Source organism: Synechocystis sp. FACHB-908, assembly GCF_014698595.1.
GTDB lineage: Bacteria > Cyanobacteriota > Cyanobacteriia > Cyanobacteriales > Microcystaceae > Synechocystis.
This window is the reverse complement of sequence record NZ_JACJTH010000006.1, coordinates 70541-93481: the sequence shown is the minus strand read 5'-3', so window position 1 is coordinate 93481 and position 22941 is coordinate 70541. Positions and strand designations below refer to the sequence as shown.

Here is a 22941-nt window from a genome sequence, read left to right as displayed (position 1 = left end):
GCTTATTAGTCTTGGGTTTTAGTTCCTATATCAACGCCACGGTATTTGATTGCTTTTCCTTTTACTTCGTTATTCTGGGCCGTATGTGTTCCAGAAGATTCATAGTCGATTCCCCGATAACATTTACTTATTTTCTCAGTTTTCTCGATGGGAACTGTTGATTTGGGCGATTCGTAACTAATGCCACGGTAATGAAGCTCTGTATCCTTACTGTCGATAATTTGAGTATTGGGAAGATTATTTTTACTGTCAAAGCTTTGCCATAAAGGCCCAACTACAATGGCCGCCAGTATCAGCAAGATAACTTTGATTTCCCAGGGAGCCAAGAGTAAACTTGCCAATAGATTCGCAACGGCAAAAATTACTGCCAGATGGGCAATATCATGGCGAGAACCCCACGCTTTATAACCAACTATTAAGCCGATAGTCAGGGGTAGTAAAAAGGTAAATTCCATAGCTTTGCTTGATCACTTTTGCTATCTTTGATATCTTTGGCACAGTTCCCAATCCATTTTCTCTTCCTTTGTTTACCGGCTATGTATGTTGCAATACTTTTTAGCCTGATCTTGCCTATACCCAATGAAAGTTAATTTAGGCAATTGCTTCTGCCTTAGTTTAAGTCAAAAAAAATTTCCGTTGCCCTTGGCTAGCCTATTGGTCAATGTCCCTTTGGCCTTGATGGTCGCCCTAGGAATGAATTTAGCCTTAGAGCGGCCTGGAGTAACTGGGGAGATGGTGGTGCTGGAATCGCCCATAGCACCGGAGGCCATCTTTGCCCAGGGGGTTAAAGCTGGGGAAGCAGGCAATTATGCCGAAGCAGTGGAGTTATTTTCCGTTGTACTCAACCTGAGCCCAGACTCACCGGAAACCCACTATAACCGTGGTTTGGCTTGGGAGAGACTAGGTAACGTAGACCAAGCGATCGCCGACTATGGCCGCAGTATTGCCCTAGACCGTTATTACATTCCCCCCTACATCAACCGGGGCAATCTTTATAGCCAACAGCAGGATCACCACACAGCTATCCAGGACTTTACCCAGGCCATCACCTACGACCCGAATCGCTATAAGGCTTATTACAATCGGGCCAATAGTTATTTCCAACTGGGACAATACGCCCAGGCGATCGCCGACTATAACCGGGTGCTGGTCCTCAGGCCGGACTACATCAACGCCATTTATAACCGGGGTTTGGCCCACTTCCAAGCCGGACAGCTAGACAGTTCCCGTCAAGATTTGTTGTTTTCTGCCCAGGCCTATCTCAACCGTGGCGATCGCCGTAGTTACCTGGAGGCCCTGGACCAAATGAGTGAGTTAGGACTGTAACTTTTGCCAACGGAGGTCACAGAGCGACAACTTTCCCCCCGTATCCAGGGCAGAAATACCGGAGAGGGGAAGGGGATGCCCCTATAATTATGGCTGTCAACTGTGTTTGGAGCATTACACACCGATGTTAAGTAAAGTCCCCGCCACCATTGAAGAAATCGCCGCCCGGGAAATTTTAGACTCCAGGGGTCGCCCCACCATCGAAGCGGAAGTCCGGCTGGAAAGTGGGGCCCACGGCATTGCCCAGGTGCCCAGTGGTGCTTCCACAGGCAGTTTTGAAGCCCATGAATTGCGGGACGGAGACCCCAAACGCTATGACGGGAAAGGGGTAGAAAAAGCAGTACGGAACGTGACAGAAAAAATTGCCCCGGTGGTGGAAGGCCTGGATGCCTTCGATCAAATGGCGGTGGATCAGGCCATGATTGACCGGGATGGAACGGACAATAAAAAAGAATTGGGGGCCAATGCCATTTTGGGGGTTTCTTTAGCCACCGCTAAGGCCGCCGCCGCTGAGCTAGCCATTCCCCTCTACCGCTACCTGGGAGGCCCCCTGGCTAACGTACTGCCGGTACCGATGATGAACGTGATTAACGGTGGGGCCCATGCCGACAATAACGTCGATTTTCAGGAATTCATGATCATGCCGGTGGGGGCAGAAACCTTTAAAGAAGCTCTGCGCTGGGGGGCGGAAGTTTTCGCTGTGTTGGGCAAAGTGTTGAAAGAACGAAAACTGCTCTCCGGTGGGGTGGGGGACGAAGGGGGTTATGCTCCCAATTTGACCTCGAATCAACAGGCCCTAGATATTCTCATCGAGGCGATTGAACAAGCTGGTTACAAACCCGGTAGTCAAATTGCCTTGGCCATGGACATTGCCGCCAGTGAATTTTTCAAAAATGGTCAGTATGAATACGACGGTGGTTCCCATTCTCCCCAGGAATTCATCGACTATCAGGCCAAGCTAGTGAGTCAATATCCCATTGTCTCCATTGAAGACGGTTTGCACGAAGACGATTGGGAAAGTTGGAAGGGTTTAACCACTTCCCTGGGCACCAAAACCCAGTTGGTGGGGGATGACTTGATGGTGACCAACCCGGTGCGTCTGCAAAAATCCATTGATTTGGGAGTTGCCAACGCCATTTTGATCAAACTCAATCAAATCGGCACTTTGAGCGAAACTTTAGAGACCATTTCCCTAGCTACTCGCCATAGTTACCGTTCTGTTATTTCCCATCGCTCCGGTGAAACGGAGGACACCACGATCGCCGACTTGGCCGTGGCCACCAGGGTAGGGCAAATTAAAACCGGTTCCCTTTGTCGTTCTGAGCGGGTTGCTAAATATAACCGTTTACTCCGCATTGAAGATGAACTTGGCGATCGGGCCGTTTATGCCCCTAAAATTGGCCTGGGTCCCAAACATTCTTAAAAAGTGTTTTAAAGTTCCCCTAGCCCAAGGGTTGGGGTTACTTCGGGAGATAATCAAACCATTGCCAACAGGTTCTTTTGGTTAGGTTGTTGCTTAGGATTGTCTAAAATTCCTCAGTTTTTTATTCAAGACTTAATTTTTCCCATGGTTACCCTACCGGTGAACTGTGGGAATTTTTATGCCTAACCCGTTCTAAGCCAAGGAAGCAATGACCTTAACTTGCCCTGTGAGGTCAACAAAATACAATTCCACGATTAAATCGGGGTAGCGCTCCCGGATTTGTGCCTCAGCTTGGTGTAAATAACCAGCATGGAAATTTTCCTCCGCCTGGCGATCGCCAAAGGGTTGGGCATGAACTTTAGCATAGGCTCCACAATCTTGGTGATCAAAAATAATTACCCTATTAATGTTGTGTAACTGCTTGGATAGGGCCAGTTGATCCCAAAAGGTCTCTGCTTCAGCAGGATGGGGAAAACCAGTCAAAGCCAGGGAAGCTCCAGCCAAAGCCACCCAATCATAGGCCTGGTCTAAATTTTGCTCGTTTAAAAAAGAGCGTTGATAATTAAGGAAACGAAAATCAATACAACTAAGCACTAACGCCTGAGCTTGGAATAAATTTTTCAGGACGGGGGAATTATCCATGGAAGGGAAACCAGCTAGTAAACCACTGGCCATCAAACCCCGGAGAAAATGACGACGGGAGAAAGCATGGATTGGTGGGCAACAGCTACAGGGAGAATAATCAGGCAAATTAACTGGTTTGGCCATAACGAAGAAGCATGGGGAAGGAGATGATTGACGCTTGTGCTAGAATCAAACGTCAATAGATAACAGTAACAAGTCAGCCTAATTTTTATTTCTTCAATACGCCCTGAATTTTCTGAACGGTGGCGTGGAGGGAACAGAAAGCGGGGGAACCAATTCTGGGGCTTATTTCTAAGTAAATTAGAAAGGAAAAACTCTCATTTCTAGCCCGTCAGCTAACCCCGTAGGCATTGAGGGAGGACTAATAAATCATCATTGTTTAACGATGTTTTGACTTTATTCAGGAACTCAGCTACAGACGCGACTGTTATTTCATCCTGTTCTAAATAAAGTTGAGATTGATGATGGAAGAATCTTTTCATTAATTTTTGTTCATATTTGCCACTGGCTGGGGAAAAGTTTTTGACTCCTCGTTTTGTGCCAGTTACAGCCTAGTTATGTCGTGGCCTAGTTTTTTGTGGACTAAAAACCATGGCTACTGCCTTTGGGCTAATTCTTTTGCAATTTTTACTTAATCACGGCTTAGTTTAATTTTAATCTTCCGGAGGTTTTATGGTAGCTAATCTGCCTGCTTTATTCTCCCTAGGAGTTTTTGTCGGCGTTATTCTCCTAATCATGTCCGAGAAAATCCACCTTACCATAGCGGCTTTTTTAGGGGCATTAATCCTAGTTTTTACCCATGTAATTACCCTCAAGGAGGGCATTGATTACATCAGTCAGAGTTATGCCACCTTAGCATTATTTTTTGGCGTAATGGTCTTGGTTAGATCCTTTGAGCCGACTAAAATTTTTGAGTATTTAGCCACCCAAATGGTGCTGCTGGCTAAGGGAAGTGGCAAACTTCTCATGTTAGGGGTAATTGCGATTACGACTCCCATCTGTGCGGTGTTGCCCAATGCCACCACCGTTATGTTGTTAGCGCCCTTAATTCCCCCCTTAGCCCAGGAAATTGGTGTAGATTTTGTGCCTATCTTGATTCTGATGGTCTTTGTAGCTAACAGTGCTGGGTTATTAACATTGGTGGGGGATCCCGCCACCTTTATTGTCGGTGATGCCATTAATATTAGTTTTAATGATTATTTATTTAAGCTCAGCTTCATGGGAGTTTTAGCCATTGTTAGCATTGTGGTTATTACTCCTTTTTTGTTCCGACATATTTGGCGCAGTCGTTTCACTCATTTAGAGGATTTACCCCATCCTCAAATCAACCACCCGAAGGTATTAATGGCGGGGGGGGTTATTATCACTTTAGTGCTGATTTTTTTCGTTATTGGAGAAAGTCTGCCCGTTCCTATTCCGCCGGCCTCAGTAGCTTTGATGGGAGCTTGTTTGGCATTACTCCTCGCTAGCCAGAGCAAAATTGACACTGTCCATAATATTTTACGGGACGTGGATTGGAGCACTCTCATCTTTTTTATGTCTATCTTTGTCATTATTGGCTCTTTAGAAAAAACCGGAGTGACCGCGTCCCTTGCCCAACTTTTGGCAGTGGTGGTGGGACAAAATATCGCCTTTGGGGCGATTGTTTTAGTATTTACAGTGGGGTTGTTATCCAGTGTGGTGCCCAATATTCCCCTAGTAGTGGCCATGGTGCCCCTGCTCAAGCAATATGTGGTCAATATCGGCTTTGCCGGACCAGAAATATTGGGTGCAAACTTTGATGGACAATTGCCGGCGGAGGTATTGCCTTTGTTTTATGCCATGATGTTTGGCGCTACCCTGGGGGGCAATGGCACTTTGGTGGGAGCTTCTTCTAATATTGTGGCGGCGGGCATTTCCGAACAACACGGCCGACCAATTTCTTTCCATCGTTTTCTCCGCTATGGTTTGCCGGTGATGGCGGTGCAGTTGGTGGTAGCGGCTTTATTTGTGGCTTGGTTAATGTTTACCCAACAGGGTTAAAAATAAGAAAGCTTAATTGGACTTTGCCTGGGAATTGGGTGAATGATCTAGCTCCATGGCGATCGCCTGACGCACCAAACGGGGATAGGCCAGGAGAAAGTACCACCACCAGAGGGCAATGGCAGCGGCCACAGGTAAGGACAACCACCATCGGTGGAACAGCAACCAACTAGAGGCAATAATTACTGACCCAGTGAGCAAAATTGTCCAAGGCTGACACCAACGGGGCTTATCTGACCAAACGTTATAACCTTCAGGATTACTCATGTTTTTTTTCGATTAATTTTAATAATTTTTGATCATTAACTCTTTACCTTTGGAAGCTTTGTCTTGTTTGTAATTGTTCATCCCATATTGTAAATCCCATTCAATAATCTGGGCAAAACTAAATAATTTTCTGATTTCCTCGGAATCATCATAGGTAATCAGCCATTTATGAGAACAATTTTCCATCACTTCAGCAAATCTTTGATGACCAAAAGAAGTGTGTAAATCCCCCTTTTTACCATAGAGTTTCGATTTAGTCGCGCTCAGATAGGGAGGATCAAGAAAAATAAACACGTTCTCTCCTGGCTGTTCAATTAATTGTTGATAATCCCCATTGGTAACAGTCGTATTAGCTAACATTGTTCCCAGAGTTTTTAATCTATCAATGGAAGAATCGGTAAAACGTTTTTCAAACGCCTGTTGAGAATAGCCTCCAGATTCCACCGTGCCAGAAAAAGTAATGCGATTCAGCACAAAAAAACGCACTGCCCGCTGGAATTCGTCCAACTCTAACCCTTCTTTTGTTAAGTTGGCAAAAAGTTCTCTCCCGTCGGTTTGGTGTTGTTTAATTACTGTGACTGCATCAGTTAGCCGTTCAATTTCCTCCTGGGCGTATTTCCAGAAACAATATAAATCAAAATTTAAGTCGTTAATCCAATACTTATTAATGTGCTGACCAAAAATTTGCTTGATGGCTAAAAAGACAGAGCCTCCACCGATAAAAGGTTCCCGATACTCTTTGATTTGAGTAGGAACATGGGGCAAAATTTGTCTCAGGGCTTTGGATTTTCCGCCGGGATAACGGAGAGGACTTTTAACTTGGTCCCCTTTGGGCGCAGAATTTGCTGATTTATTTATTTCCCCGGTTTCCTCCATAGTTCTATTCGTCTTACACCGCCGTTTCTAAAAATTGACCCAAATGCCGGAATTTGTCGTACCGCAATTGTTTGCGTTCCTGGGGAGTTAATTGAGCCAAGGTATTGAGATGGAACAATAAAGCTTCCTTCAACTTAGCAGCGGCTCCCAATGGATTGGCGTGGGCGGCCCCCTTCGGCTCGGGAATAATCCCATCAATGATTTGTAACTTCGCTAAATCATCGGCGGTAATTTTCAAGGCGATCGCCGCTTTGTCGGACTTTTTCGCATCCTTCCAAAGAATAGCCGCACAGGCCTCTGGAGTAGCCACGGTGTACACCGCATTTTCCAGCATCAATACCCGATCGCCAACGCCAATACCCAATGCACCCCCGGAGCCCCCCTCCCCGATCACTGTGCAGAGAATGGGGACATCTAACCGAAACATTTCCCGCAAATTAACGGCGATCGCCTCCCCTTGGCCCAACTTTTCTGCATCGATGCCGGCCCAAGCTCCAGGGGTATCAATAAAAGTAATAATAGGCATACCAAAACGATCAGCGTGTTCCATCAACCGCAGAGCCTTCCGGTAACCATTGGGGGCCGCCATACCAAAATTGCGAGCCACATTATCCTTGGTATCCCTTCCCTTTTGATGGCCCATAATCACCACAGGTCGAGTCCCCAAGCGGGCCACTCCCCCCACCAAAGCCGGATCGTCATAACCTCCTCGATCGCCGTGCATTTCAAACCAATCATCCGCAATGGCTTGGATATAATCCAACGTACTAGGACGGCGGGGATGGCGGGCCAACTGTAACCGCTGGGAAGGATTGAGATTGCTAAAAATTTCCTGACGCAACTGTTCAGCCCGACTTTCTAGTTGACTGAGCTGTTCGGACACGTCCACATTTTTTTCCTCGGCTAGTTCCCGGATTTGATTGATTTTTTCCTCTAGCTCATAGAGGGGCTTTTCAAAATCCAGCAGAAAAACACGACGCTCACTTTTACTCATAACTAGGGATGGATTAGCCGGGCTAAGGGTGAAGGATTTTTCCAGCGTATCAAAAAGCCGTGACTTTACCTAAATCGACCAGCATTGAAATTATTCTCAAGACGAGAAAAGACTACTTCGGTCATCACCGTGGTAGTCGTCGCATTTAGCAATGGTTAATTTGGCTCTATCTAGCACCACCCAGGGACAAATGAAAGACCCAATCGGAGCACGCTGCAGGGTATGCACAACCCATTTCTAGATTAACAAGGCATCTCAAAGCTGCCCAATAAATTCATTGACGGAAACTCTGGCTTGCTTGAGAACGCCACTTAAAGTACCCACCTTTAGTTCTCGATGCAAAGGGACAACACAGCCAATATTTCCCTCAGTTGTTACTTTTTGCATCACCACATGGCTCCCCGTTTGTCGAACCACTTCAAATCCCAGTTTTTCAAGCACTCGAATTACTTCTCGACTAGAGATTCGCGGTAACTTAGGCATAACTCACTTCAATACTCGTTACAAATCTAGGTGATGTTTCCGGCAGTGGGAATTCCTGAAGATAGAGTTGCGTTGCTTCTTGTAGTCCTGCTATGGCCTGTTCGATGGTTTCTCCCTGATCGACTGTGCCTACTTCTGGGCACTCCGCAATGTACATCTCCTCTTCCTTATAGATAATTGCGGTAAAAGTACGATTCTTCATGCTGACTCTACCCTGATAATTTTTTTATAAACGTTATCATGATTTCCCCTTGGTGTTTCAGGGTCAACGGAGCAAGCCAAGTCCTTGCCAATTAGCCGGGCTAAGGGTGATGGATTTTTCCAGCGTATCAAAAAGCTGTGACTTTAATGCCGTCGTTGAGCCAACCTACTGGAGGGAAACCCCCAGGCTGGCCATAAACCCCATCGCCCAGAAAGACTGGCTCAGCCTGGCTTGGCCCGTTGTCAATGCCATGTAAAACAGGGGGCGAACCGCACTAAAAAGTAAAGCTAAAGATAAACAAAAGATTAAGGTCAAAAGCGTGACATTGCCGGTATGCCATCCGTAAAATAGGGGAGATTGTATTTTTTGTTACGGTTATACGGTTTTTCCCCCTTCCCTTAGACAGATTTTGCCCCTAAATTGTTAAAGGTTTTTGCACCGGTCGTCAAAATTACTACTATTTTGGGCTTTGTCCAGCCCCTAGCCTGCTCTGTTACCCCAGTTCCGTAGATATTGGCTTTTTATACACTGTCCATTTCCGGTTGAAGCACTATGGTCATTTCCTCACCCCTCCACCAAGAAACAGTTTTTTCCCTCGAAGTCATTCGCTCCACCGCCAGTGAACTGGTCCGCCAAAATCGCCTCGATCGCCAGCAACCCATCTATACCCTTTGTCAATTCATCCCCGCCCGGCAGTGGCTAGCCGTAGAAAGGGAATTGGAAATGCACGATTACCTTTTGCGAGACCACATCATCGATTTAATGAATTGTGAAGCTTGGGACTTTCAGGATCCAGACGGTTGTGCCTAGGGAACAGGGTTTTTCTTGGTAAGGATGTCAAAAATGATTCTTGGGCTACCTTGGTTAGTCTGCCAAGACCTAAGTCGTACGTAAATTAATATACCGACGGGAGTCCCTCCCCCTGCCCGCTTGGGGCCAACCGCTTCAGCCCAAACAGTGTCACCATCCCATGGCGATCGCCACGGCTGAGCCGAGATGGGCAAATTTAGCTACTTTTTCGCCAAATCAAGTATTCTGGGGTGGCACTGGTGATTGCCCCAATTCCCTAGGGGTTAACAATTGCGCTAAACTAACCTCAGCTATTATTTTTATTTCTAACTTCTATTCTATTTCTTAGCATTATCGCTAGTTATTTTTATTTTTACGATTTAACTTTATATGTCAATTCATAGTGGTATTCCTTTCCGCAGGGATCGTTTGTCTATCTTTGTGGATGGGAATAATATGTTTTATGCACAACAGAAAAATGGGTGGTTTTTTGACCCCAGAAGGGTATTATCTTTCTTCACTGAAGATCCATCTGTAAAACTCGTCAATGCATTTTGGTACACTGGTTTAAAAGATACCCAAGATCAAAGGGGTTTCCGTGATGCCCTTATAAGTTTAGGTTACACCGTCAGAACTAAAATTCTTAAGGAATATTATGACGACATTTCCGGCAAATATTCCCAAAAAGCTAATCTAGATATTGAAATTGTGGTGGACATGTTTAACACCGTAGATCAATATGATCGGGTGGTTTTGTTCAGTGGTGACGGCGATTTTGAACGGGCGATCGAACTCTTAAGATCAAAAAGTACCCACATAACTGTAGTTTCCACCGAAGGCATGATTGCTAGGGAATTACGAAATGCCACCGATCGTTATATTGATCTCAATGACATCAGGCCAGCCATTGAGAAACAGGATTTTTATAGCACTGAACAAACTGCCTAGTAAAATAGACCAAGGAAAAAAATGAACAAGCAAGAATTTTATGTTCTTATTGAAAGGGATGAAGATGGTATTTACATAGGTGAAGTCCCACAACTTAAAGCTTGCTACAGTCAGGGGGAGACCATTGATGAGCTTATGCAAAATATTCGTGAGGTTATCGAATTATGTCTTGAAGAGATTGAATTGGAATCTACTTCTGAGTTTATCGGCATCCAAAAAGTGGTGGTCTGATGGCAAAGCTTCCTACTGTAACAAGCACTCAGCTCATAGTCGTACTTCAAAAACTTGGTTTTAAAGTTATTAGACAAAAAGGAAGTCACGTTCGTCTAAAAGATCAAGATAATCGAGTAGTGACCATTCCTATCCATGGCGGTAAAACTATTGGAAAAGGTTTATTGTTGAAAATCATCAGAGACGCTGAAATAACCAAGGAAGAATTAATTCGCTTATTAGATTAATTTCTAAATCTAGAAAATATAGCAAGAAGCGAGATAGTTAGAATAGCTCTCTTAGCCCGATTTTACTTGCGGTTAATAAGACAATTAAAGCGTTGATAGGGATAGCCAAAGATATTTTCTTTCGGACTTTGATCTATTTGGCAATCGGGAAAATCTAGGGGAGCAAAATAATTAACCAGCCATAAATCTACTGGTTGTTCCGCCTGTTTCAATAAATTCTGTAGCTGTTCTGTGGCAACGGGATCTTGTAATTTTTCCTGGGGTAAAAAAACAAATCTTAGTTGGGGTACCAACTCAGGAAAATGGCGTTGAGCTTCCCAGGCAATGCCCAACAATTCACCTACCTGCACCAAGCTTTTATGGGTGGTGACAATCCAACGGGTTTCGCTGACAGGGTTTTCTGACAAGAGAGTTAAAAATTTATCAGGTCGATAATATTTCCGGTAAGCCAAGTTATGGGTGACAGTAACAGCACTCAAAATGCCAATTAACAAAATTATCATTGGTAAATAGAGGTCCCGGCGACTTTTTTGCCACCAATTTAATTGCCGCCATTGACTATTTGATGGACCTAAATCAGCACTGCGGTGGAAATTTACCTGGGGATTTTTCCCTAGACCCACGCCAGCTATTAACATTAGTAAACTCCAAAAGTTGAAACTATACCTTGCTCCCCTGGTGATATCTAAACCAGCTCCGTAACTAATGGTCAGATAAATAACTATCAAAAAAATAAACGTGGTTACTAAAACTATCACTCTTGTGTCTTTTTCTGTCTTGATACCATACCCTAAACCCTGCCATATCACCGGAGTTAACCAAATAAAATAAGCCAGCATTCCCAGGCCTGATAACAGTACAATCCAGAGATGTTCGGACTCTACAGGCAGGAGACAAAACATAGTTATGCCAGCGGCGGCTAATTGGGCTGGGGGGCCAATTAGCATATCCACCCAGGACATATTGGTAAATTGAATCCATTCGGTCATGCCATGGCCAAATTCCCGTTGACTAATAATGACAATCCAACTCAGACCAGCGGAGGCGGTGCCTAGTATGACAGGCGTAAGGGATTGTAACGCTGATAAAAAATTAATCCTTCCCTGACGGCTCCAAATCCCCAACCACAGTGCTAGGGCTAAACCTTGGGCGAGGATGGGCAAAACGGCAAAAAAATGGACTGAAATACCTAGGGAATTAGCCAATATCCAGATAATAACTAAGGAAAAAGGTAAGGGTTTATTTTTTAATAAAAAATTTAAGCTTTTTAAGCAACAAGTAATGGAAATTAAGCCCCAAATAATAGCAAAAGTATAATGGCGAGCTTCTTGACTAATGAAGATTCCATAGGGGGAAATTGCCATCAGTAGGGCAGTAAACTGAGCTAATTTTTCTTGGTCTTTCCCCCAGATCCATTTGGCACAGCCATAGCCTAAAGGTATGGCTATGGTACCAAAAATAACCGGTAATGATCGCCCGATCGCCAAGGATAAATAGTTGCCGTCGGGGGGAAATAATCGATACCAAAGATGGGCTAGGACAAAATAAAAGGGGGGATGGTTATCGCCGTTTAATAAACCATTAATGACGGTATTTGGTTCTGATTGGGGTAGGGGTTGCAGAATGGTTAGGAGATCGGCAACGGTTAACACTTTGCCCAAGGGTATGCTCTCAAAAGAGTTGCCTAGGCTAAAGACCAAGGTGGCAAATTCATCGGTCCAAGGGGGTTTACTGGCCAAATTCCAACTGCGTAGCCCAGCGGCGATCACCATCCAAAGTAAAAGTAATAAAAAAGACCGTGGCATAGGCAATTAACACAGGGGCAAAGACAGGGATTTTCCCCAACAGACGGACAATCCCCCCAGCGTTTAAGTTACCGGGGGGAAGGGGGAATTAGACGGAACATTGACCGGGTCGATTAGCCCAAAGCCGAGGTAACAATGGCTTCCGCCTCCGTGAAAATAGCCTGGAGATGGGCTTCGTCTTTGAAACTTTCGGCATAGATTTTGTAAACATTTTCCGTGCCGGAGGGCCGGGCCGCAAACCAACCTTCCGCAGTGGTCACCTTCAACCCACCGATCGCCGCTTGGTTGCCAGGGGCTTTGGTTAATTTAGCAGTAATGGCATCCCCAGCTAAGGAGGTAGCTGTAACGTCATCGGGGGACAGTTTTTTCAAGCGGTCTTTTTGGGCCGGAGTGGCGGGGGCATCAATGCGTTGGTAAATGGGATTACCTAACTTAGCGGTCAAATCCTGGTAATGGAGGCCGGGATCTTTGCCGGTTTTAGCGGTGATTTCCGCCGCCAATAAATCCATAATGGTGCCATCTTTGTCGGTGGTCCAAACGGTGCCATTTTTTTTCAAAAACGAAGCCCCGGCACTTTCTTCACCCCCAAAGCCAAAGGAACCATCTAGCAAACCGCTGACAAACCATTTAAAGCCCACGGGCACTTCGTAAACTTGGCGATTAATCATGGCCCCCACCCGGTCAATCATGCTGCTGCTGACTAGGGTTTTGCCGATCGCCGACAGCCCTGACCACTGTTGCCGCTGACTAAACAAATACCAAATGGCCACGGAAAGAAAATGATTGGGATTCATCAAACCCACGCTGGGGGTGACAATGCCATGGCGATCGCCGTCGGTGTCGTTGCCAAAGGCAATGTCGTAATGGTCTTTGATTTTCACCAAACTGGCCATGGCGTAGGGGGAAGAACAATCCATGCGGATTTTGCCGTCCCAATCCAGGGTCATAAATTTAAACGTGGGATCTACCCCGGGATTAACCAAGCTGATGTTCAAATTGTATTTAGCGGCAATGGGTTCCCAATAGCCCACATTGGCTCCCCCCAGGGGGTCAACTCCCAAGCGCAAGCCCGCTGAACGAATTACATCCAAGTCAATGATGTCCGCCAGACCGGCCACATAGGGAGTGACAAAATCATGGGCATGGGTGGTGGTGGCTTTTAATGCCTGCTCGTAATCCAGCCGTTTAACTGTTTTATTGCCATTTTTCAGCAACTCATTGGCCCGGTTCTGAATCCATTGGGTCGCTTCCGGTTCCGCCGGGCCACCGGAGGGGGGATTATATTTAAAGCCTCCATCAGTGGGGGGATTGTGGGAAGGGGTAATAATAATGCCGTCCGCTAAACCTTCTTTACGTCCCTGGTTGTGGGTCAAAATGGCGTAGGATACCGCCGGAGTGGGGGTGAAACGGGTTAAATCCGTGGCGGTGGTTAAAAAAGTTTCTACTTGGTTAGCGGCCAACACTTCCAACGCCGTTTTCTGGGCTGGTTCCGACAGAGCATGGCTATCCATCCCCATATAAAGGGGCCCCGTAATGCCCTGGGCTTGGCGATAGTCCACCACTGCCTGGGTCACCGCCAAAATATGGGCTTCATTAAAAGTACCGTTGAGGGCAGAACCCCGATGGCCAGAGGTACCAAAGCTCACTAACTGGGCGGGATTTTCCGGGTCCGGTTGCTGACGGTAATAGTCGTCTAAAAGTTTGGCCACATCCAAAAGGCTGTCGGCGGGGGGATGCTGGCCGGCGAGGGGATTAATTCTGCTTGTCATATACAAAAATTGTAAAAAATGGAGGGCGGCGATCAGGGGCTTAGACACCCAAATCCTAGCCAAAAAGGGTTAACTAGCCAAGGGCTATCCATGGGCAAAGAGATAAAAGAAAAAGTCTCCAAATCCCTGGTCATAGAGAAAAAATTGCCAAAGTTACCCCAGGCCATACACGGCCCAGCGCCAAGATGGGGAGCACAAATTCAAACTTTGTAAACAGGCCGGAAGCTATCCGGCCAAGGAGCACTCAGATTGTGTTAACGTTCAGGGGAGTTGCTTAACACAATTTTCCAATTAATAGTATTAATATTTTCTTAACTTGCACCGTACCATGGTGAGAAAGCCTATCTGAGCCCTTATTTGATTAACCTTCGACTGATTATTGATCCCCTGTGCAGTCTCCCCTCTCCCTCTGTCTTTTTGCTCCCGAACACGTTGCCCATAGACTCAGGTCTATTTTCCAGGGCGATCGCCATTACCTATCGACTTTTCAAGCACTAGATGATTTTTGTGCCTTTCTAGAAGACAAACCTGAGCGGATTGATTGCCTGTTAGTCTATTACGAAGCTAATTCCCTTCCAGTGCTGAATCGTCTCTATGAACAGGGGCGATTGTTGCCGATTATTTTGCTCGAACCCAGTCCTTCTGCCCTAGCCAAAACCACCGACGAACACCCCACCATTGTCTATCACAACGCTGAAATTCATCTGCCCGAATCCCAATGGTCGGAACTGCCCACCGTCGTAGACCGGGCGATCGCCCATTACCTACACCTTGGCCCCATCTGTACCCTCCCCAACCAAACGGAAACTATCCCCGCCCCGATTGTCGATGAATCATCCCAAAGCTTTTTACTCCTACAACAAAGAAGGCTGGCTGACAAACTTAAAGAAAGACTCGGTTACCTAGGAGTGTACTACAAACGTAAGCCCAGTCACTTTTACCGCAACTTTTCCCCCCAGGAAAAACAAGAATACCTAGAAGATTTAAGCTCCCAATATCGAGAGATTATTCTCAGTTATTTTAGTGACGAAGGCACAGTTAATGACCTGTTAGATCAATTTGTTAATCAGGCTTTCTTTGCCGACCTAGCCATTTCTCAAATCCTGGAAATTCACATGGAATTAATGGATGAATTTTCCCAGCATCTAAAGCTAGAAGGGCGGAGCGAAGAAGTCCTCCTAGACTATCGTTTAGTGTTGATCGACATCCTCGCCCATCTGGGGGAAATGTATCGCCGTTCCATCCCCCGGGAGGACATTCCCTTTGATGTATATTATCAGACGGATTAATAACCAAATGCTACGGTTTAATCATCAGCTCAACTCTTGGCTGTTGAAACTACCTCGATTCTCTGGTTATCTATTTTCTTAGTTGTTTCTTGGTTGGTTTCCCCCTCGTTCTAGTAAACCCGTAAAATGAGCCCCTTTAAAAAAACTTACGTTCTCAAACTCTACGTAGCTGGCAACACCCCCAACTCTGTGCGGGCCTTAAAAATGCTAAAAAATATCCTTGAGCAAGAATTCCAGGGAGTTTATGCCCTCAAAGTAATCGACGTGTTGAAAAATCCCCAATTAGCCGAAGAAGATAAAATTCTTGCCACCCCCACCTTGGCTAAAATCCTACCGCCCCCTGTCAGGAAAATCATCGGCGACCTTTCCGACCGAGAGAAAGTATTGATTGGTTTAGACCTGCTCTATGACGAAATTCGGGAACGGGAAGCAGAAGACCAATAGAAAATCGGGGAACAGGGCGAGATATTTCCCCCATCAACACACATCATCAGACTCCTAACAAACTTTAATCCTGCCCCTCAAACTCAACACATTCAATCAGTTTTAGTCAAACTGTTATTTAGTTTTAATTTTACTAACTTTTTTCTTCTTTAAAAATCTAAATTTAGCTAATGAACTTACCGATTGTTAACGAACGTAATCGCCCCGATGTGCCAAGGAAGGGAGTGCAAAAAATTCGTACTGTGATCGAGGGCTTTGACGAAATTACCCACGGCGGTTTACCCATTGGCCGTACAACCCTGGTGAGTGGCACCTCCGGCACAGGCAAAACTCTCTTGGCAGTACAATTTCTTTACCAAGGCATTCACCATTTCGATTATCCGGGTTTATTCATTACATTTGAAGAATCCCCCAGTGACATTATTGAAAATGCCTATAGTTTTGGCTGGGATTTACAACAATTAATTGACGATGGCAAATTGTTTATCCTCGATGCTTCCCCCGATCCGGAAGGGCAGGAAGTGGTGGGCACCTTTGATCTGTCGGCCTTAATTGAAAGAATTCAGTATGCAGTGCGGAAATATAAAGCCAAGTTAGTTTCCATTGATTCGGTCACAGCGGTATTTCAACAATATGATGCGGCTTCGGTGGTGCGGCGGGAAATTTTTCGTTTGGTGGCTAGGTTAAAACAGCTCCAGGTAACGTCCATTATGACCACCGAACGGGTGGAAGAATATGGCCCCATTGCCCGCTTTGGCGTAGAGGAATTCGTCTCCGATAACGTGGTGGTTTTGCGTAATGTTTTAGAAGGGGAACGGCGACGACGCACGGTGGAAATCCTCAAACTACGGGGTACCACCCACATGAAGGGGGAATATCCTTTCACTATCACCCACGACGGCATTAACATTTTTCCCCTGGGAGCCATGCGCCTCACCCAGAGGTCTTCCAATGCCCGCATTTCATCGGGAGTACAAACCTTGGACGAAATGTGTGGCGGTGGCTTTTTCAAAGATTCGATTATTCTGGCTACGGGGGCTACTGGTACGGGCAAAACCCTGTTGGTAAGCAAATTTTTGCAGGAAGGTTGTCGCCAAAGAGAACGGGCCATTTTGTTTGCCTATGAGGAATCCAGGGCTCAGCTTTCCCGCAACGCTTCTTCCTGGGGCATTGATTTTGAAGAAATGGAACACAAGGGTTTATTAAAACTTCTTTGTACCTATCCAGAATCGGCGGGCTTGGAGGATCATTTGCAAATGATCAAGTCGGAAATATCGGAATTTAAACCTTCCCGCATTGCCATTGATTCCCTTTCTGCCCTGGCCCGGGGAGTGACCAATAATGCTTTCCGTCAATTTGTCATTGGGGTAACGGGCTACGCCAAACAGGAGGAGATTACTGGCTTCTTTACCAATACCACGGACCAATTTATGGGGGCCCATTCCATTACGGAATCCCATATTTCCACCATTACAGACACCATTTTGATGTTGCAGTATGTGGAAATCCGAGGAGAAATGTCCCGGGCATTGAATGTGTTTAAAATGCGGGGTTCCTGGCATGATAAAGGCATTCGAGAATATAGCATTAGCCATGATGGCCCTGATATTCGCGATTCCTTCCGCAATTATGAGCGGATTATCAGTGGTTCCCCCACCCGCATTAGTGTGGATGAAAAATCTGAGCTTTCCCGCATTGTCCGGGGTGTTAAGGACAAGACCGCTGAGTAGGATTGAAAAAGGGTAAACTTTCCCATCCGAATCTTGGTTGGGAAAGGCGGCATGGACAGTGGTTAAGGGTTAGTTTTCTGGGGAATTTAATAACTAAATGTTCCCAGCAAAATCCAGACTGATGAGAAGATCGTTAAAGTCTCGATCGCCACCGCCGAATAGATCCTCAACTCCATAAAGGGATTGTCCAAGACGCATGAAGTGACTTTCGTTATCTGGATTGGCTTGGTCGTACATAAAGAAAGCGTTGACATTGCCTGGTTGATTACCGGGGTTTTGTTGGAGGAACTGCTCAGTGGTTCCATTGGAGATGAGGAACAAGCCGTAATTACCCCCTGCTTTTAACTGAGTGGTCGCCGTTTTTTGGGAAAAATTGTCTGGGGCACTAAAGGTGATGCCTCCAGTTAAAGGATCTCGACTCTGGGTCATGCGAACCGCCGCTTCAGCATAGCCCGCTTGCCCTGGCGAGAAATCGATTATGCCATCGTTATTGATATCAATATCCCCATTGGCATTAGCGAGTTTATACAAACCAAGGGTGTTTTGATATTCACCAGCACGATGGATTTGAATATCAGTGGCGATCGCCTCTCCTTGCAAACCGGGGACAACGAGGGGAAGGGTAAAAACTTCGACGGCATATTTCCCGTTGGGGGTGTCTGCGGAAATTTGGGTAAAACCCCGACCATCCTGGGTCACTGACAAATTCTCATCCTCAACAGAAAACATTTCGTTACTGTTCAAGTCAAGGATATAGGGAGTCAAACTATAAGCATCCTCAATGGTGACCTGGGAAAACGTACCGATGTCCTTATGTTCGGTGGAAGCCAGGGAATTACCGGAAGTAAGCACTTGTTGAGCCAGAGTTCGGTTTAAGGCCAAACCATCCGCCGGAGCGGCTTCCAAAACAGGGCTAAATGAACTCCGTTCACCGTTACGAAAAACCCCGGCTTGGGTTTCGAGGGGGATAAAAGCTGACCAACCTTCATCGGTGGGATCATAGGCACCGACCAGCCCCCGGAAATCATCATAATCAGTTTTAATAAAGCCGAACTCAAAATTGCCACTTACAGGCAAGGACACAGCCCGCACCGTCAATGGTATGGGTTGGCCAAATCCATTTAAAAACCCTGAACCACTCACAGGGGTTGCCAATCCTGGTGTTGTTGTCGCTAAAAGCCCGGACAATTCCACTTTGCCATCGGCCAGGCCATCTAGATCCGATGGTGCGCCGTCTTCAAGGTGGAGAAGAATTTGGTCAAATTTACCGTCATTATTGCTATCGATTAATTCAGCGCCGACGTTACCGTCAAATAAGAATTCAGTCCAAATATCAGTTGCCGGATCTTGTCTTAAAAAAGTATTTACTCCCTGGTGCTCCGGTAGTAGATCAATGGCGATCGTGCTGCTATCCCCTGGTTCAACGGCTAGACTTAGCTTAAAACCTTCAGAAGCAGTGCTATATTCCCAACCGGGAAGTGTGCTGAGGGTGAAAGTGGAAACATTCTTCAATGTATCTCCGAATTCATCCAGATTAAATTGTCCTAAGGAAGTGCCGACTTCTCCGGTTAAGAAGACAATGTCATGGGAATCTTCTATGGCAAGGGTGGCATCCCCGGCGGTGTAAAGGATAAAATTCCCGTCTTCATCTTTCCTTTGTCCTTGTTGTTGCCAGTCATCATTGAGATAGATGGTTCCGTTGTCACCTTCGATGCGGAGTATATTTCCATCGGGGGCGATCGCCAGGATGGCGGCTTGGTCAAGGACAACTTCTCCTGCATCGGCGAGTTGAAATATTTCAATGCCTTTAATGTTGATCGTCTCGCTTTCTGCCAGATTGAGCAATTGAATGCCCGCTAAAGTATCGGTACCTCCGCCACCGTCAATAAAATCGTCTCCTAAACTCCACCAGATGATGTCATCTCCGAGGCCGCCCAAAAGGGTATCATCACCTTCCCCGCCGATGATTATGTCATTGCCTTCTCCCCCATTTAAATGGACACCACCGAAACTGTTGTCGGGGGAAGCTTGCAAAAGGTCGTTTCCTGCTCCACCTAAAACTTTCGTGTAAGAACCCACTACAAAGGTATTATTTCCCCTCTCCATGGTGATAAGTTTAGGATTGGCATTGATAACCAGGTTGTCATCCCCTAGACTATCACCGTTTCCGGAAGCAACAATCAGGGAATTGAGGTTAATGGGATTATTTTTTTGGTACTCAAATATGTCGAAGTCTTCCGGTAAATTAATCACTTGAAGCTGTTCAAGGGAATACTCAAGCACCTGCACCCGTTGGGTTTCTAGATAAACATCACCGAATTGATTTTCAACTTTAAATTGCAGCCAATGTTCTCCTAGTTGGTCAACCGTCGGCTGCCAAATAAGTTGATTGGTTACTGGGTCATAGCTGGCCCCTTCCGGCAGAATTAGGGGAGTTACGGTTTCATTTTCAGCCTTGCTAACTTCACGGGTATAAGTTTCGCCCAACACCGCAACGTATTCCCACTCATCGCTCTCACCTAAGGCGATCGCCGCATCATAATTACCTGCCACCGCCAGGGATGTTTTCCCTACCGCCCCTAGGCGATCGTTATCGTCCACCGATTGAATTTGAAAGCGGTATAATTCCCCTTCGGTCAGGCCATCAACAATAAGTCTGTGATAGAAACGTCCATCTTCCTCTTCGTAAATAGTTACTAAGCCGGAAGTAGGTTGAATACCGCTAAAATCAGGGTCTAGGGGATTATCAAGAACTCCCGCAGGATTATTAGACCAGCGTACATTGTAGTACTGGGGCGTTGCGGTATCGCTCCAGGTTACCGAAAACTTACCGTCCCCAATCCAGTTGGCGCTGAGATCCTTAACAACGGGTAAATCATTGCCTTGGCCCAACTCAATGCCGCCAATGGGAAGGTTACTATCCGTTGCTGAACCAGTGCTTGTCGCCACACTGAGATCGCCAGTAAAATACCGGTCATTGGGTAAGTGCCCCTCACTTTCCGCCGATGCATACAAGTGGTAAACACTTTGGGGAACATTGCTTAAATCCCAACGGTAGCGGTAGCTTCCACTTGATTTGGGGTCGTGGTCAATTGTGGTGATGAGGAAACCATCTCCCCCCTTGCCATCGGTGTCCGCATAAAGATTAACTTTAATATTTTCGGCAAAGGGATCGCCAGTAACGGTGTAAAGAATGTCTACCCACTGGCGATTAGGATCCCGAGCAAATTGCTTAATTTCTGCAACGGGGGCGATGGAATTTTGAACCATTTTGATTTGAATTGGCCCGATATCATCCGACCGAACTTGCTCAACTGTCCAGGTTCCCGCTTCCGGTCTCGGAATGAAGAGAGAAGTCCCGAACTCATCACTAAACTCGTTCCAGAGCTTGACCCTAGTCCCTTGTAAATAATCTGCGTATCTGTAGACAGTTCCGCTGGGGGACCTCAGGTTAAACATCGCTGCTGGGGTCTCGTAGCGACCTCTTCTCAGCCACCGAATACTTACCGACGCCCATTCTCGCCCTTGACGGACATTAAAGGATTGTCTTGCTAGCTGATCGCCGGCGTTCTGCTCTTCATAAGCCGCTAGGGCTGATTCAGATGTGGCGAGTAAACCAAATTCATCAAGGGAATCCACCGTTGCTATGCCGCCAAATCCCTTAATATCCTCTCCCTTGACGATGCCAACCTTGCCGTCAAATCCGACCCTAAAGCCAATACTATCTTTGAAAAACAAAGTATTTACATCTACCCATCCCGCAACAAAACCATATTCAGGTCGAAACTGAGCTGTGGGGTGGTAGGGGGCAGCATACTTGATCATGGCGTTGGCCCCAGCAAGTTGTAGCCCACCTAAAAAGGGTATAAAAGTCGGTATGTTAAGCCTTGCCCCCGACCGAAGGCTAAAGTTAAGCCTTGCATCTATGCTGAACTCTCCATTTGTTGTTATTACGTCGAACGGCGTGCGGTAAGTGGTATTGGTTTTCAGTACTACTCCCGTACCCTTGATTGCAGCATCAAGGTTGAGGAAGGATCGACTCTCTGCAACTGGGAATCCCAGAATACTAATTTTGGCGGCTAGGTCAATGCCCACCGGAATTTTTAGTGTTACTGCTCCATCGATACGGACAGCACTGATGCCCTCACCTTTTTTGCTGCCCCCTAGCCAATCGGGGAAATCCACCTCAAATGATTGCCCCAGGGACACCGCAAGAGACCCGCCCAGATTGAAACTTTGCCCCGGAGCCAAGGGCGGAATATTTTCAAAATCAACCCCAATGCGCTGGAGGTAAATTTGAGATTCTGGTGTAGAAATCAAGGCATTCAGATTGTCTGCATAAAGACCAATAGTACTGATTCGAATATCAGCGATACCTCCTGCAGGATTTGTTGTAAATTCTGTTCCAATCCTGCCGCCCACCTTCAGGTTGTTCCAAGGACGAATCAGTATTTCACCAGCTACCGTCGCTTGTTTTTTGATTGAATTAAAATCAAAACTTAAAAGATTAATCCTAACAGCGCCGAAGTCAACGAATTCAATGGAAGCGAGAAAAACCGTTTGAACATCATTATCGAAAATACGGATAAATCGCTGGCCGGCGATATCGACTCCAATTTTTGCCATTTTGAACAAGTCAACATCGGCTTTCCCCTGAACTTGAACGTACTTGTCGATACTATTAATTTCTAGAGCTACTCCGGTAATACCACCAATCTTAATTGGTTTCTTCGGATCATCTGGTTTTCCTGGTTTTGGATCCCTAGGTTCAAAAGTTGGAATATTGAACGCACCCTTGTTTTTTTTCTGGTAGTACCAGTTGAAAGCATTGCCTAAATTGATATCCGGCAACTGGATACGTCCCCCGCTTATTGTCGGAGTGCCTCCAGGGAAAGTAAGATCAAAAAAAGAGTCAGTAGTTGGGATGTTGATACCGGGAAAGATATCTGGAGCCGCTCGATATGAAACAGCACCTGCATTGTTTTCACCATCAAAAAAAGTAATGTTTTGGTAATTGAGACCGATGATGTCCTGCACTGGATCATAGCCACCTTCAATACGGTCACTACGCTTTACTTGACCTACCAACTTATCTTTATTCTTCTCCGATAAAACATCATTAAAAGCGACAGCTCCCCGGAAAAGCCTGATGGGCTGAGGACCTGCAAGACTATAAAATGTTCCCAGGGCAGCTACATTTTGAATCTTTTTTCCATCTTTGTTTACATACTCTAAAACTTCGATGTAATTGCCATCACTGCGACGACCGTCCCCAACCTGAATTAATGCAGTACCATCCCAATAAAGCTTGACATCATCGTAGACCGATTTAGTTGCCTCTGTTCCATTTTCCAGGAAGACAGTTTTTTGTTCGAGTAAATTACCAGTAAATTTGAATTTGTTAGCCATGGCAAAGAAGCTCTTAACTTAAGTGTTAACAAGAATGGAAAAAGTATTAAGTTGCAGATTCT

20 protein-coding genes and 1 riboswitch are annotated in these 22941 nt (G+C 45.9%); of the genes, 10 read left to right on the top strand and 10 right to left on the bottom strand.

All coding sequences use genetic code 11. From position 1 onward, the window contains the following. Positions 1-5 precede the first annotated feature (5 nt). Positions 6-455, bottom strand: coding sequence for a DUF4278 domain-containing protein (locus tag H6G46_RS01205; RefSeq protein WP_010874228.1), 450 nt, complete (start codon positions 453-455; stop codon positions 6-8). 124 nt (positions 456-579) lie between these two features. On the opposite strand from H6G46_RS01205, the gene H6G46_RS01200 reads away from it, so the two are divergent. Both H6G46_RS01200 and eno read left to right on the top strand, forming a co-directional pair. Beyond that, on the top strand, positions 580-1326 hold the full coding sequence (locus tag H6G46_RS01200) for a tetratricopeptide repeat protein (RefSeq protein ID WP_010874229.1): 747 nt from the start codon (positions 580-582) through the stop codon (positions 1324-1326). Positions 1327-1450: 124 nt separating this feature from the next. Further along, entirely contained in the window at positions 1451-2749 is a 1299-nt protein-coding gene (gene eno / locus H6G46_RS01195; RefSeq protein ID WP_010874230.1) for a phosphopyruvate hydratase, read from the top strand. A gap of 192 nt (positions 2750-2941) precedes the next feature. Here the strand turns inward: eno and H6G46_RS01190 are convergent, their stop codons facing one another. Beyond that, positions 2942-3517 (bottom strand): carbonic anhydrase, encoded by a 576-nt coding sequence (locus H6G46_RS01190; RefSeq protein ID WP_010874231.1) that lies wholly within the window; start codon positions 3515-3517, stop codon positions 2942-2944. A 91-nt stretch (positions 3518-3608) separates the two neighbouring features. Then, positions 3609-3758, top strand: a riboswitch (cyclic di-AMP (ydaO/yuaA leader). Positions 3759-4066: 308 nt separating this feature from the next. On the opposite strand from H6G46_RS01190, the gene H6G46_RS01185 reads away from it, so the two are divergent. Then, positions 4067-5416, top strand: a complete 1350-nt coding sequence (locus H6G46_RS01185) for an ArsB/NhaD family transporter (protein ID WP_010874232.1) — start codon at positions 4067-4069, stop codon at positions 5414-5416. 12 nt (positions 5417-5428) lie between these two features. Here the strand turns inward: H6G46_RS01185 and H6G46_RS01180 are convergent, their stop codons facing one another. The 5 genes from H6G46_RS01180 to H6G46_RS01160 all read right to left on the bottom strand — a co-directional run bounded on the left by H6G46_RS01180 (position 5429) and on the right by H6G46_RS01160 (position 8238). Next, positions 5429-5683 (bottom strand): DUF6737 family protein, encoded by a 255-nt coding sequence (locus H6G46_RS01180; RefSeq protein ID WP_010874233.1) that lies wholly within the window; start codon positions 5681-5683, stop codon positions 5429-5431. Positions 5684-5701: 18 nt separating this feature from the next. After that, positions 5702-6559 carry a DNA adenine methylase gene (locus H6G46_RS01175; protein ID WP_010874234.1) on the bottom strand — a complete coding sequence of 286 codons (858 nt, stop codon included), beginning with the start codon at positions 6557-6559 and terminating at the stop codon, positions 5702-5704. 13 nt (positions 6560-6572) lie between these two features. Next, complete coding sequence (gene accA, locus H6G46_RS01170; RefSeq protein WP_010874235.1) at positions 6573-7553, bottom strand: acetyl-CoA carboxylase carboxyl transferase subunit alpha; 981 nt, start codon at positions 7551-7553, stop codon at positions 6573-6575. A gap of 255 nt (positions 7554-7808) precedes the next feature. Beyond that, positions 7809-8036, bottom strand: coding sequence for a type II toxin-antitoxin system HicA family toxin (locus H6G46_RS01165; protein WP_020861921.1), 228 nt, complete (start codon positions 8034-8036; stop codon positions 7809-7811). Then, positions 8029-8238, bottom strand: a complete 210-nt coding sequence (locus H6G46_RS01160; protein WP_020861920.1) for a type II toxin-antitoxin system HicB family antitoxin — start codon at positions 8236-8238, stop codon at positions 8029-8031. Before H6G46_RS01160 ends, H6G46_RS01165 begins: the two co-directional genes overlap by 8 nt. A 552-nt stretch (positions 8239-8790) precedes the next feature. Here H6G46_RS01160 and H6G46_RS01155 point away from each other — a divergent pair. From H6G46_RS01155 to H6G46_RS01140, 4 genes are all read left to right on the top strand, one after another. After that, the gene (locus H6G46_RS01155; RefSeq protein WP_010874236.1) at positions 8791-9048 is read left to right on the top strand and encodes a DUF4327 family protein; all 258 of its coding nucleotides are present in this window, start codon (positions 8791-8793) and stop codon (positions 9046-9048) included. A 369-nt stretch (positions 9049-9417) separates the two neighbouring features. Beyond that, positions 9418-9975, top strand: a complete 558-nt coding sequence (locus H6G46_RS01150) for an NYN domain-containing protein (protein WP_010874237.1) — start codon at positions 9418-9420, stop codon at positions 9973-9975. A gap of 21 nt (positions 9976-9996) precedes the next feature. After that, entirely contained in the window at positions 9997-10206 is a 210-nt protein-coding gene (locus H6G46_RS01145; RefSeq protein ID WP_010874238.1) for a type II toxin-antitoxin system HicB family antitoxin, read from the top strand. Beyond that, a complete protein-coding gene (locus H6G46_RS01140) occupies positions 10206-10433 on the top strand; it encodes a type II toxin-antitoxin system HicA family toxin (protein ID WP_020861918.1) in 228 nt (75 codons plus the stop codon). The genes H6G46_RS01145 and H6G46_RS01140 overlap by 1 nt, the downstream gene beginning before the upstream one ends. A gap of 62 nt (positions 10434-10495) precedes the next feature. On the opposite strand, the gene H6G46_RS01135 is transcribed toward H6G46_RS01140, so the two are convergent. Both H6G46_RS01135 and pgm read right to left on the bottom strand, forming a co-directional pair. Next, on the bottom strand, positions 10496-12238 hold the full coding sequence (locus tag H6G46_RS01135) for a hypothetical protein (protein WP_010874239.1): 1743 nt from the start codon (positions 12236-12238) through the stop codon (positions 10496-10498). A 113-nt stretch (positions 12239-12351) separates the two neighbouring features. Beyond that, positions 12352-14007, bottom strand: coding sequence for a phosphoglucomutase (alpha-D-glucose-1,6-bisphosphate-dependent) (gene pgm / locus H6G46_RS01130; protein ID WP_041426079.1), 1656 nt, complete (start codon positions 14005-14007; stop codon positions 12352-12354). Between the two features lie 389 nt (positions 14008-14396). On the opposite strand from pgm, the gene H6G46_RS01125 reads away from it, so the two are divergent. The 3 genes from H6G46_RS01125 to kaiC all read left to right on the top strand — a co-directional run bounded on the left by H6G46_RS01125 (position 14397) and on the right by kaiC (position 17470). Next, positions 14397-15296, top strand: coding sequence for a circadian clock protein KaiA (locus H6G46_RS01125; protein ID WP_010874241.1), 900 nt, complete (start codon positions 14397-14399; stop codon positions 15294-15296). A gap of 126 nt (positions 15297-15422) precedes the next feature. Further along, positions 15423-15740 carry a circadian clock protein KaiB gene (gene kaiB / locus H6G46_RS01120; RefSeq protein ID WP_010874242.1) on the top strand — a complete coding sequence of 106 codons (318 nt, stop codon included), beginning with the start codon at positions 15423-15425 and terminating at the stop codon, positions 15738-15740. Positions 15741-15910: 170 nt separating this feature from the next. Further along, complete coding sequence (gene kaiC, locus H6G46_RS01115) at positions 15911-17470, top strand: circadian clock protein KaiC (RefSeq protein ID WP_010874243.1); 1560 nt, start codon at positions 15911-15913, stop codon at positions 17468-17470. A 93-nt stretch (positions 17471-17563) separates the two neighbouring features. Here kaiC and H6G46_RS01110 read toward each other — a convergent pair whose 3' ends face one another. Then, the gene (locus tag H6G46_RS01110; RefSeq protein WP_010874244.1) at positions 17564-22879 is read right to left on the bottom strand and encodes a DUF4114 domain-containing protein; all 5316 of its coding nucleotides are present in this window, start codon (positions 22877-22879) and stop codon (positions 17564-17566) included. Between the last annotated feature and the right edge of the window lie 62 nt (positions 22880-22941).